This is a genomic window from Chryseotalea sp. (assembly GCF_057350905.1).
This window is the reverse complement of record NZ_JBMRCF010000023.1, coordinates 33,490-45,437: the sequence shown is the minus strand read 5'-3', so window position 1 is coordinate 45,437 and position 11,948 is coordinate 33,490. Positions and strand designations below refer to the sequence as shown.

Here is an 11,948-nt window from a genome sequence, read left to right as displayed (position 1 = left end):
AAAGATGCTTAATTTGCAGCCTTAAAAGTATCAATTCGTTTAATTGAAATGGTTAAAGGCACATGAAAATTTCCGCGAAGGCCGTCTATAAACTCACTTTACTTTGGGCTTTTGCTGAAAGCGGCCTGGGTGGTTTATTACACGGCTTGCACATTCCTGTAACTGGCTTTGTCTTAGGTGCTTTTTCTGTAGTTATTATTTCGCTAATGGCCCACTACTCGGCAAATCCTTCACGCGATATACTTACCTCAACACTTCTGGTAATGGCGGTAAAGTTTAGTGTAAGTCCACACAGCCCCGTGGCAGCATATGTTGCCTTACTTTTTCAGGGTTGTGCCGGTGCGCTGTTGTTTAGGTTGTTCAGCTATAATGCCATTACCCTAACAGTTTTTTCGATACTGGCCATGGTAGAATCGGCCATTCAAAAACCGCTGCTGGCTACTGTAATTTTTGGTAAAGAGCTTTGGTTGGCCATCGATGAATATGTGAATAAACTAATGGGTGTATTCACAGATTCTACTTTGGAAAGTTTCTCCATTTACTTTTTAGTGATATATATAATTTTGTATGCTTTCTGGGGATTAGTCGTGGGTGTATGGACATACAAACTTCCGGCTAAACTCGCAGCCTTTTCTATGGCTACAGAAAGCATGGAAAGCGAGACGACTTTACCAGTAATTGAAAGAAGAAAGCGCTGGTTTTTTGTTATGATCTTGCTGATCATTTTATTTTTATTGGCACTTTATGTTGTTGAATTACCGTCACCTCTACTATACATCATCAGAACTTTGCTTATTATCTTTTTCATGTACGCGGTCATTGCACCTTTGCTAAAATATTTCTTAAGGCGATTCACACAGCAGCATAATTCTTTTGTAAATGAATTTTATGAAGCACTTCCTGCAATAAAAAATACAGTTCAACAAGCAAATCGTGAAGCTTCTGTTAATAAGGGATTATATAAACGATGGAGTGTTTTTTTGTTGTGCTTACTTTACCTGAACCTGCATGATGAAGCCCGCTAAAATAGTAATACTGACAGGTGAGGTACAAAGTGGCAAAAGTACAGCCCTGCTGCAGTGGATTGAGCATAAAAATGTTGGAGGGTTTTTAGCACAGATTGTTGCAGGCAAACGTATGCTATTCTCTTTGCCGGAAAAAGTATATACTCCTTTCGAATCAGCCCAAGCCAATGAGCATACGTTGTCTGCAGGACGTTATCATTTACTGAAAAGTGCATTTGATCAAATGAATCATCAACTCATAAGTCAATCAGGCAGCTTGTTTGAGTGGTTGATTATTGATGAGGTAGGGCCATTGGAATTGAGAGGTGGAGGCATTTATCCCGGACTGATGTATGTACTCCACCACAGTGATACACCCTTACTGGTGGTGGTGAGGGTAGGTTTGGTACAACAGGTAATTGATAAATTTAAACTGAAGGACGTAGAAATTATTTCAAAGGAGCATATTGTTTAAATGCAGGTGTCAGGTTGTTGCAGACTCTATAACCGGAAAAGAAATCTGTACAATAGTTCCCTCATTGATTTTTGAACTGATGCGTAATTCACCTTTATGGAGACGTACAATATTTCTTGTCAAGGGCAGCCCAATACCATAACCCTCGTACTCGCGTGCATTCGATGCTCTGAAGAAAGGATCGTAAATATATTTGAGATCATCTGCTGGAATACCAATGCCCACATCTTTAATGATAATAAGTACTTTATTATCAACTATACTAATTGATACTGTAACAACCTGGTTGTTTGAATATTTACAGGCATTGTTGATTAGATTACTAATCGCCAGGTGAAGTAGCTGTTGATTACATCTAATCCGGAGCTGCTCTGGATTCTCCGGCATGGAACTTAAGTTTAGCTGAACCTTGTTTTTAGGATTGATTTTATCGATGGTACTTTTTACATCCCATAATAATTGATCAACCCTGGTTATTTCGATTTTTTGAACTTTACCTGTTAAGCCCGTTTGTGCGAGGAATAATAGCGATTTGGTTATTTTCTCCAGCCGTTCAGCTTCTTTTTGAATAATGGTTAAGGAATCTATGTATTCTTGTGTTGTCCTTTCCTTCGCCAGGGTTACATCGGCTTCTCCAATAATGGTGGTCAGGGGTGTACTGAGCTCGTGTGAGGCATTGCTGATAAAATTGTTCTGCGTCTCGAATGAAGTTTCGAGGCGATCGAGCATGTTATTAAAGGTTTTTTCAAGCTCACTTATTTCATCGTTTCCTTTCACGGATTCCAGCCGCAAATGCAAACTCTGTGAGCTGATCTCTTTTACCCTGTCAGTGATTTGTTTTACCGGATTAAAAATCTGTTTAGAAAAAATAAGCGCTATAAACAGGGCAAAGAGCGAGACAATAAAAATGCTGATGGTAAAGATATTTCTCAGGTAGCTGAGTAATTGGATGTTGTAATAATTGTCAGCTGAAACAATGACAATGTACTTGCCTGTTTTACCCTGGTATTGAATGCCGGCATAAAAAGTATTGTCCTTCCGATAATTTGCTTTTCCATCTTTCAACACTTTATCAAAAAATTCGATGGGTATAAACAATTCCGCAGCCTCCTGCTCAAAGCCCTTGCCTTCCTCCATTTTAAGAAAGTACTCACGTTCTTCCGGAAGTTTTTCTAAATGCATCTTGCGTACTTCTTCTAAAACAGCCTGACTGGCTTCCTCCTGATCCAAATAGGATTTGGCAGTTACAAAACCACGAATCTCGAGGCGCTTGTAAAAATCAGCAGCAGCGTATTGTATTACAAAATAATAAACACTGGCACTGAGAATAAGGATAGTGGTGAGTGAAATAAGAAAGAAAATGACCGCTATCTTAGTTTGTGTCTTCATCAGCTTCTTTTAAAACATATCCCATACCAATTACAGTGCGTATCAATTTTGTCTTTTGATCTTTGTCAATCTTCTTTCGTAGGTAGTTTACATAAACATCTACCACATTTGTACCCAGATCAAAGTCTACCCCCCAAACCTTTTCAAGTATATCCATTCTGGAAAATACTTTTCTTGGGTTTTTCAGAAAAAGCAGAAGCAAGCGGTATTCTGTTGATGTTAACGAGATAAGCTTATCACCGCGCTTCACCACTTTTGTGTATTCATTTAGGGTGAGATCATCAAACTGATAAATTTCTTCTGTATTCGCGGCAGGGTTTGTTAATGATGAACGATTGTCTGTTCTGCGCAGCAAGGACTTAATCCTGGCAAGTAATTCAACAAACTTAAAGGGCTTTACTAGGTAATCGTCTGCTTCGCTATTAAAGCCCGTTACAATATTTTCAGATGTACCTAAGGCCGTTAAAAACAGTATGGCTACTTGTTTATTATGCTTTCGGATGCTGCGACACACCTCTACGCCATTCATACCGGGCAGCATAATGTCCAAAATGATCAGATCAAAATGATGTGATAAAGCCATACTCAAGCCTGTATTTCCGTCCATGGCTACACTTACATGAAAACCCTCTTCGCTTAATCCTTTTTTAATAAAGGAGGCTACACCGGTCTCATCTTCTACTAATAAAATTTTCTTTGTTTCCGCCAGCATGCTTGGTCACATATAAGGTGTAAAATAGTAAAAGTATTCGAGAGATAATCGTGCCAAGCATGAGCAGTAGGCAAGGGTTGTATTGCCAGCGCAACCTGGGGTCTATTTGTTTTTTAGAATTATCAACGATGGCTTTGTTGCCTGACTTGTCTTCAAAGGGTACGGTCTCGGCTTGAAAATATCAGTTCGCACTGCTAGGATAAATATGGGTTTGGGAAACCATCATCCTGCACTGATTTTTCAGCTTCATAAAGCCAATGACTACACAGATCAACTGATAGTGCGTATTGTGTTAATTGCAGTTAATTGCACTATTCAGGTATTGTTTCTACGCTAAATTTTTTACTTGGACGTTGCGCAACTATAAAAGAGCTTTAAAAAACAAAGATTAATAAAATAAGCAGGCTTATTTGTGTTACAGATAAGTTATTTCCCCCTGGCTTGCTAGTAAAAGAAGGATTTACTAATTCCATTAGAAAATGAGATTTTTTATTTTTTCTATTTGGGTGCTTTCATATGGTTTACCCATACTTCCTGCCGGTATCCTGTTTACCAGAAAATTCCCTTTTAGCGATTTACCTGATGAGGCGCTCATCTTGATAATTTTTCCGGTTTCCCTTTATATCGTATTGCACTCCATCCAAAACCGTCAAAGGTATAATTTCATTACCGCCAATCTTTTTATTTCATTCCCTGCAACCATTGCCCTGATCCTGATCAGTATTCAGCAAGACCTGATCAAATACGCATACGTATTTACCTTGCTAAGTTGCCTGCTGGTACTGGTGGTCTGGTGGAAATATCCAACAAGGCAGCATAGATTTTTTTAAAAATCCTTACCTTAGTTTAATTAATTAACCGCACAATGCCCTCCAGATTATTATTACTGCTCTTATTGATCAGCCAGTTATGTTTTGCTCAACTTGAAACTCCTGTATTACCCAGTGGGCATTACGTGATCATTGGGGCTTTTGCAATACAGCAAAACGCCATCGCTTATCAGGAGCTTATACAGCGCAGTGGTTTAGCAGTAAAATACGGTTATGTACCATCCCGCAATCTCTATTATGTATGCCTGGATATGCGCCTGAACATTGAGGCTTGCCTGGAACAGGTGAAAGTAACCAGACAAGATCCTCGTTTTCCGGATGCCTGGGTGCGTTGGGTAGGTGATGAAAGTACTGTGAAAACTGAGCCGATCGTAGAAGTGAAGACTGAAACTGAAAGCATCCCTGTTGCCGAAGAGGAAATAAGCGAAGAAAAGGAAGAAGCGCCCATTCAATTTTTATCCAATCCTTCACTGGATAAAACGGAAGTATTTTTGAGTCTGTATAATGAATCTAACGATAGGGTAGTAGAAGGAAAAGTGCGCGTCATCGACAGTGAGCGGGCGCGACTGCTCACAGAAGTAGATGGTAATAGCTACCTGATGCTGCCTGACCCCAAAAGTAAATCGGGAAAGCTTGTTCTGCTGTGCGAAGCCTTTGGTTATAGAAAAGTGCAGCATGAAATTGACTTCAATAAACCCTATAACGATTCTACAGCCACCTTTATGGATGACATGGGCACCTCACTTATTGTTAAGTTTCCCCTGGTAAGGTATGTGAAGGGGGACATCCAAACTTTGTATAACGTATACTTTTATAATGATGCTGCGGTATTCTTACCAGAATCGAAATTTGAGTTGAACGAATTACTGGTGATGATGAAAGAGAATGCTGCAGTAAGAATACGATTGCACGGCCACACCAATGGTAGCTACCACGGTAAAATAATCAGAGTGGGGCCTAGTCAAAACTTTTTCTCCATCACACAAGATGTTAGCACTTCAAAAGGTTCTTCTAAAGAATTGTCAGCGAGCAGGGCAGAGGTTATACGCGACTACCTTATTGCCAATGGTGTGGATGGCTCCAGGGTAGAGATTAAAGCCTGGGGTGGTAAAAAACCCTTGTTCGATAAGCATAATGCCAACGCGCGAAAAAACATTCGCGTAGAAGTTGAGGTGCTGTAGATGTGATGCTGGCATTTCCAATTTGTTTTAGAATCATTCGATAGATTATTTGCAGGTTGGCAACTTGGCTATATGCCGCAGCATCCTGGAACTAATAAAATTTTAGCGAGGAGGCTTGGTGTTGTTTTGTAGAAAACAAGAGAATTCTTTTTGGATTTGGCGCATTGTACAAAACCTTCCGATATTAGAGGCTATATACAACAGCCGGGCTCCAGATAATGTAAATATATACAACAGTTGAATATACTTGACCGTTGCTTGCAATGTCTCTAACCCGACAATTTAGACAATGATGAACAATAGATTTATTAAAACACTAATTATTGTAAATGGACTTATCATTCCAATCTTTATATGCTTCTTTATTTATAAGTATCTATCTGACTATGCATCGGGAGTAGATTATGAAGCTGAAAGTATAATAGTTGGAGAAGAACTTGAAATGGCAAAAGCTGACAGTTTAGCACTGCAAGGAATTAGTTATGAAACACCGCAGCAGATTTATAACTCAACAAATTTGTATCTACCAATTTCAGTAATGACTTATGAAGAGGCTAAGGAACTAAAAAAAATGGCTTCTAGTGCTGGTGACATTAGCTTATCTTATTTCAATTATTTTAATGTAATATTCCTTGATAAGGACTACAAAGTAGTTGGCCAACTTCTTGACAAGAAAGCCTCAATAACAGAGATTTTCATTAACCGTGGGCAGTATGGATATAGATATGATTATCCAGAGAAAGAAGTCGATAAGACAGTCAAGAATATTGCTTATAGTATCGGATTTGAAGATTCTAACAATGACGGGAAACTAAACTCATTGGACAATCACGATTTATATATTTCAGATTTGGAAGGTAAGAACCTAAAACAAGTGACAAAGGAAATTGACATTCAGGACTTCCAATTTGTTAATTCAAATACTGAGATGTTTATAAGGTTTAAAGACAGGAGTAACGTCAGAGATGAATACAAATATGTAAAATTCGGGCTCTATAATATTGAATCGGGGATATTTATTGAGTTGAAAGAAATTGAAAACACATTACTTGATATCGAAAAAAAACTGGTGAGATAAGGCACGGCACACAGCACCGTGCGGGGTTTGGTGTTGGCTAATCAAATTCGTTTCTTAATTTAGTGCATAACGGTGGAGAGTTTCGGAGTGGTTGGGTTTGACATTCAGTTGCGTTCCATTTTTAAGCCCTCCTATACCCAGCACCGCATAAACACAAACGATGGTAGCAACGCATTTAAAAAAATGAGGACACTTATACTAATTGGACTTCTTATCATCACGTTTGACAATTATTCATGTTCATGTAGACGAGTTGGGATTATAAAAAATCAAAAGAAATCTGATTTTGTTTTCAAAGGACGAGTGACGGAAATAAATGAATTAGAGACACAAGAGACAATAACAGGAACCGACCGGACTGTAAAATACAGACGGATTGAGTTCACTTTTGAGGTATCTAAAATTTATAAAGGAAAGAAGCTAAAAGATTTTAAAAATAGAATTACAATAGTAACGACAGGAGGCGAAGCGGACTGCGGAAACAACTTTGATAAAGACAAAAAATATATTGTTTATGCATACAAGGCAGACAGTAAATTAGACATGGGACTTTACGACCAAAAGGTAGAGCCATTTATGACTACAAATCTTTGTACACGGACAAAAAAGACTAAACCACTGACAATTTTTGAGAGATTAATACTTAGTGTGACGTAATGCACTGCAGAAACACAAACGTTGGCAACAATTTCTATGAGACGACTCAGAACTATTATCATACTGACGATAACTTTACTAACAAGTGAGATAACTTTTGGGCAAGTCCTAACCGACAAGTTTAATGGACAATGGGTTAACACCTCATTATTTGACTCCACTAAAATAAAAAGGGAACTATCACCATGGATTAATGAATTTTATGGGACGGCTGTATTAGAAATATCACGTGACACATTAGTCCTTTTCGGCTGTATGGGCGGAGGATCTATCGAAAAGATTTTGATAACTGATGAAACGCATTTTACAATATCGGAGATTAGCTTCGAGCCAAAGTTTGAGTACATTAAGAATTCAGACTTAATCAAAATGACAACAAAAGAGAACTTTTTAACAGTCATTTTCAGAAGAGTGAATTCTTCAGACAGGCTTGACATTGTGACCGATGAAAAGAAATTTGAGAGCTATTTTAAATCACTCTTCTTTGAAAGTTACCTCAAGGCTGATAAAACCTTGAAAATTGACAAATTATGGGTTGGCTTTGAGACACACGCGCCTTTTGAGTTTGACGCATTTGGTGTACGGACACAAAACGGTGACATTCAATACTTCGGCTGGGAGACGAAAGACAAAACCCTTCGTATTTACGAGACAGTTAAATACACAGACCCCGACTCAGGTTTTTACCATTGGACAAAAGGAAAATTGAACAGAGAGGTAAAGTTAAAATAGAAGTTGTTGCCCAACCAAGAATTTCGCTTTTGTTTAAATTAAGCTGTGAATTTTATAAAAATTATAAGCGTTGAGATGTAGTTAATTCGGTTAATTGTAGTTGTGGTACTGGCGGTGGACTACTACTTATTCAATACATTTGCCTAATCACGCGGATACTGGCGACTTCGAAATCACACGAGCGCCACAAACACAAATCGTTGGTAGCAATTGCATAAAGAGAATATGAATTACAATATAAAATGGCTGACAGATAAATTTGACAACGGAGACGTAATCAAATATATTTTCTTTTGGGGGCACACTAACAAGCATAATGAAGATATTGGAAAATTTGTGTTCAGCCAATGGTATTACTCACCATTTACCGTTGATAACATTGAGTACAAAACAACTGAACATTGGATGATGGCTCAAAAGGCTAAGCTATTTAATGACCACGAGGCCTTTGAAAAGATAATTAGAGTTAATAAGCCTGGAGAAGTGAAGGAGATTGGAAGACAAATAAAGGGATTTGATGACATCAAATGGGAAGAAAGAAAATTTGATATCGTGAAAACTGGCAATATTTATAAATTTGAACAAAGCAAAAAATTAAAGGACTACTTAATCAGTACTGGTGACAGAGTTATTGTAGAAGCAAGTCCGACAGATACAATTTGGGGAATCGGTTTAACACAGGACTCAAAAATGGTTGATAATCCTCACACATGGAGAGGACTAAACCTATTAGGTTTTGCACTAATGGAAACAAGAGATTGCTTTAAACAATTGACCTGACATAATACAGAAACAGCTGGTAAAATAGAAATTAGTGAGGGGTAGCAGCAATCAACAATAGCTACATGACATGCTGGGTACTTTGCCAATTAATCTCAAACTATTAACTTCGCTTCGTAACGTTGTAAATAAACGTGCTTCGCTAAACTGATTTTGGATTGAGCCCAGCTTTGCAAGCAATTGGGCTGCTTAGTGAACGGAGACGCCTCAGTAATTGAGAGAGTTAATAACATCCCCATCGATTGCCTGTAAAAAAATAATCAGTTGAGAAGTTAAATCAATTGATGTAAATTGAAGGAACAGATTGCGAACCTATGGAGGCAGGAAAATATAGTGTTTTTGACAATTTGATTGAGGGGGTTCAAATCATAGACTTTGATTTTCGTTATATCTACGTCAATGAAAGTGTTGCTAACCAGGCTAAAAGCCCGAAAGAAGCACTATTAGGGTACACCATGGTGGAAAAGTATCCTGGCATTGAAAATACCGAAGTATATAAATCTATTCAAGAATGCATGATAAACCGCAATTACTTGAATATGATTAATGAATTCACTTTTCCAGACGGTTCAATAGGCTATTTTGAACTTAGAATTCAAGCAATTGAAGAGGGCATTCTAATATTGTCATTCGACATTACAGAACAGAGAAGAGCTGAAAAGATAATACGTGAAATCAACGCACAACTAGAGAGGCAGGTAAGTAACCGAACGATCGAATTGATTGAACAAAAAGCACTCATTGAAAATCAAATGTATTACCTTGAAGAACTAAATACGACCAAAGACAAATTCTTTAGTATTGTAGCTCACGACTTAAAAGCACCACTAAACTCTTTAAAATCATTTTCAAGTCTTTTAATCGACAATGTTGATAAAATGACAAAAGATGAAATAATTGAAATCAGTCAAAACTTACATTACTCAGTAGACAATGTATCAAAGATGGCTGACAATTTATTGACCTGGGCAAGAATTCAAATGAATGACTTTGAAACTCAATTTGATAAGGTATCGGTCAAAGATATAATTAGCGATTTATATGAGGTCTATAAGGATGTGGCAATTAATAAGCATATTAATTTAATCTACTCTGCAGAAGAAAATTTGTTTGTTCAGGCTGACAGAGACCAGTTAACTTTTATTGTAAGAAACCTTGTTAACAACGCAATTAAATACACTCAGAAAGGAGGCTCGGTAAAAATCAAGGCACACTCCAATGTCAATGAAGTATTAATTTCAGTATCTGACAATGGAGTCGGGATTTCAGATACTGTAAAAAGTGCTTTACTTTCAATTAATAAAGGACATAGTATGAATGGGACAGAAGGTGAAAAGGGAACAGGCCTTGGACTGATGTTGTGTAATGAGTTCATAAAACTAAATGGTGGGACTATTGAGATTGAAAGTGAAGTCGCAAAAGGGACAACATTTACTGTAAAACTTAAAAATTGGACTGATAAGAAATGAGTAATGAAAAGAGCCCAACTGCTTGCAACAAAATGCTTATGCAATGACGGGTTTTGACATAAATTTGTAGCTTTAGTTTAAACAACGTTTTATCACGGTTAACAGTGACGTGTAGGTTAAGCTAAACATTCCGTTGCGCTCCATTTCAAGCCATCCTCCTATGCCCCCAACAGCAAATAGCCAAACGTTGTTAACCATATTTTAATGAGACTCATTTTCCTACAAATATTTCTACTGACCATTGGGACAGCGTACTCTCAAACCGACTGTGATAAGTATCTGGAAAATTATATACCAAAGGACTTAAATGACGCTCTGAATTATTTAGATTGTGCTTGGCCAGACAAAGATAAAGGAGAATTTAAAACAAAAGACGAGAGAGATGCAGTTGGAGAATTGCACATGGGGACAGGACAGGGAATTAGAAATGGATGGGAGCTTTGGAAAGGAAAAAACTCACTGTACAAGTTCTTTAAATCAAAGGGCATCTCACATCCTGACGACATCTCGTCAATAATATTAACTTCATTCCATAGACAACTAAACAATAAGGACATCGACCTTGATGACCAAATCAAATATTACAAGGACTATTGGAAGCAGGCAGGACAGGAAAGCAAAAAAGCAGCGGCCGAACAAAAGCTTATTGATCAAAAAGAATTTGATAAGTACAAAATTGGAGACACAGTTAAAATGAGATTCTCACATGGTAACTGTGAGAAATGTCTACTTCTATACAAAATTCAAAATGAAGTTTCACCTTGGGAGGAAAATGAAAAATCTTGTATTGTTGTTGGTGTCGTTAAGAAAAAAAGAATCGAGAAGAAATATAACTTCATTTTGCTGATTGAGCCGACAAATATATGCGGAGAAAAAATGGCTTACCATGGAGATGGTGAAAAGGACAACTTGGTTGTGGGTAAAATATTCAGGTATAATGTCAGGTTTTATAACATAGCACGGGACTAAATTATGACTGCCAACAATAGTTACTGTCGCACAACCACATTGAAAAAGGAAATTGAAAAAATATCACCAAAATCAAACTTTTCGTTAAAATCGATGGATAACTCAGCTTGCATTTCGATTTTTCATTTTTTAGATAAGGCTTAAAAATCAATCTGTAGTCAATCTTTGACAACCAGTGCTAGAACAAATGGAATCAGCAATAATCGGTAGACCTTATGCTTTACTTTTCATCATCGGAATTCTTGGACTCTTATTTGGTCTGATATTTCTATCGATAATCGTATATAAGATGAAGGCTAAGAAGCTGGGCGTAAAAATAACCTGGGGACAGGTTATTGGGCAGCGAATCAGGACAACATTGACTTACGATATACTTGAAGCTGCGGCACTTGCGAACGAGCAAAATATCTCAGTGAACATCAAGGATCTGGAAACGCATAAATTAGCTGGTGGAAATCCTTACAAGGTCATTGCTGGATTAATCGACAATAAAGAATATGGACTGACACTCAATGAGGCGCTCGCATTAGACCTGGCAGGACTTGAAATCACAAAAGAAGAGATTACCAGACTTTTTAGAAAATGAACAATGAACCTGCTACCAATGTAGAGCAGTACAAGGGCTACCTTACCAGCTAGGTAATTTGCCAAGTCCTCACAAACTGCTAACTT

13 protein-coding genes are annotated in these 11,948 nt (G+C 37.6%); 11 read left to right on the top strand and 2 right to left on the bottom strand.

What is annotated here, in order from left to right; all coding sequences use genetic code 11:
• The first annotated feature begins 62 nt into the window (after positions 1 to 62).
• Both ACO1XM_RS20660 and ACO1XM_RS20655 read left to right on the top strand, forming a co-directional pair.
• On the top strand, positions 63 to 1,025 hold the full coding sequence (locus tag ACO1XM_RS20660; RefSeq protein ID WP_486232602.1) for a hypothetical protein: 963 nt from the start codon (positions 63 to 65) through the stop codon (positions 1,023 to 1,025).
• On the top strand, positions 1,009 to 1,479 hold the full coding sequence (locus ACO1XM_RS20655) for a nucleoside-triphosphatase (protein WP_486232600.1): 471 nt from the start codon (positions 1,009 to 1,011) through the stop codon (positions 1,477 to 1,479). Before ACO1XM_RS20660 ends, ACO1XM_RS20655 begins: the two co-directional genes overlap by 17 nt.
• A gap of 9 nt (positions 1,480 to 1,488) precedes the next feature.
• On the opposite strand, the gene ACO1XM_RS20650 is transcribed toward ACO1XM_RS20655, so the two are convergent.
• Entirely contained in the window at positions 1,489 to 2,868 is a 1,380-nt protein-coding gene (locus ACO1XM_RS20650; RefSeq protein WP_486232598.1) for a sensor histidine kinase, read from the bottom strand.
• Positions 2,852 to 3,580 carry a response regulator transcription factor gene (locus ACO1XM_RS20645; protein WP_486232596.1) on the bottom strand — a complete coding sequence of 243 codons (729 nt, stop codon included), beginning with the start codon at positions 3,578 to 3,580 and terminating at the stop codon, positions 2,852 to 2,854. Before ACO1XM_RS20645 ends, ACO1XM_RS20650 begins: the two co-directional genes overlap by 17 nt.
• A 479-nt stretch (positions 3,581 to 4,059) precedes the next feature.
• Between ACO1XM_RS20645 and ACO1XM_RS20640 the strand changes: the two genes are divergently transcribed.
• The 9 genes from ACO1XM_RS20640 (at position 4,060) to ACO1XM_RS20600 (ending at position 11,862) form a co-directional block, all read left to right on the top strand.
• Positions 4,060 to 4,410: a hypothetical protein gene (locus ACO1XM_RS20640; RefSeq protein WP_486232594.1), complete on the top strand. Its 351-nt coding sequence runs from the start codon at positions 4,060 to 4,062 to the stop codon at positions 4,408 to 4,410.
• Between the two features lie 35 nt (positions 4,411 to 4,445).
• The gene (locus tag ACO1XM_RS20635) at positions 4,446 to 5,591 is read left to right on the top strand and encodes an OmpA family protein (protein WP_486232592.1); all 1,146 of its coding nucleotides are present in this window, start codon (positions 4,446 to 4,448) and stop codon (positions 5,589 to 5,591) included.
• A 289-nt stretch (positions 5,592 to 5,880) separates the two neighbouring features.
• Positions 5,881 to 6,669, top strand: coding sequence for a hypothetical protein (locus ACO1XM_RS20630; RefSeq protein ID WP_486232590.1), 789 nt, complete (start codon positions 5,881 to 5,883; stop codon positions 6,667 to 6,669).
• A 183-nt stretch (positions 6,670 to 6,852) separates the two neighbouring features.
• A complete protein-coding gene (locus tag ACO1XM_RS20625; RefSeq protein WP_486232588.1) occupies positions 6,853 to 7,326 on the top strand; it encodes a hypothetical protein in 474 nt (157 codons plus the stop codon).
• Positions 7,327 to 7,362: 36 nt separating this feature from the next.
• Positions 7,363 to 8,058 carry a hypothetical protein gene (locus tag ACO1XM_RS20620; RefSeq protein ID WP_486232586.1) on the top strand — a complete coding sequence of 232 codons (696 nt, stop codon included), beginning with the start codon at positions 7,363 to 7,365 and terminating at the stop codon, positions 8,056 to 8,058.
• A gap of 225 nt (positions 8,059 to 8,283) precedes the next feature.
• Positions 8,284 to 8,838, top strand: coding sequence for a riboflavin biosynthesis intermediates N-glycosidase (ybiA, locus tag ACO1XM_RS20615; protein ID WP_486232584.1), 555 nt, complete (start codon positions 8,284 to 8,286; stop codon positions 8,836 to 8,838).
• A 314-nt stretch (positions 8,839 to 9,152) separates the two neighbouring features.
• Positions 9,153 to 10,307: a PAS domain-containing sensor histidine kinase gene (locus tag ACO1XM_RS20610; protein WP_486232582.1), complete on the top strand. Its 1,155-nt coding sequence runs from the start codon at positions 9,153 to 9,155 to the stop codon at positions 10,305 to 10,307.
• Between the two features lie 204 nt (positions 10,308 to 10,511).
• Entirely contained in the window at positions 10,512 to 11,276 is a 765-nt protein-coding gene (locus ACO1XM_RS20605) for a DUF6794 domain-containing protein (RefSeq protein WP_486232580.1), read from the top strand.
• A gap of 187 nt (positions 11,277 to 11,463) precedes the next feature.
• The gene (locus ACO1XM_RS20600; protein ID WP_486232578.1) at positions 11,464 to 11,862 is read left to right on the top strand and encodes a flotillin-like FloA family protein; all 399 of its coding nucleotides are present in this window, start codon (positions 11,464 to 11,466) and stop codon (positions 11,860 to 11,862) included.
• Positions 11,863 to 11,948: the final 86 nt, after the last annotated feature.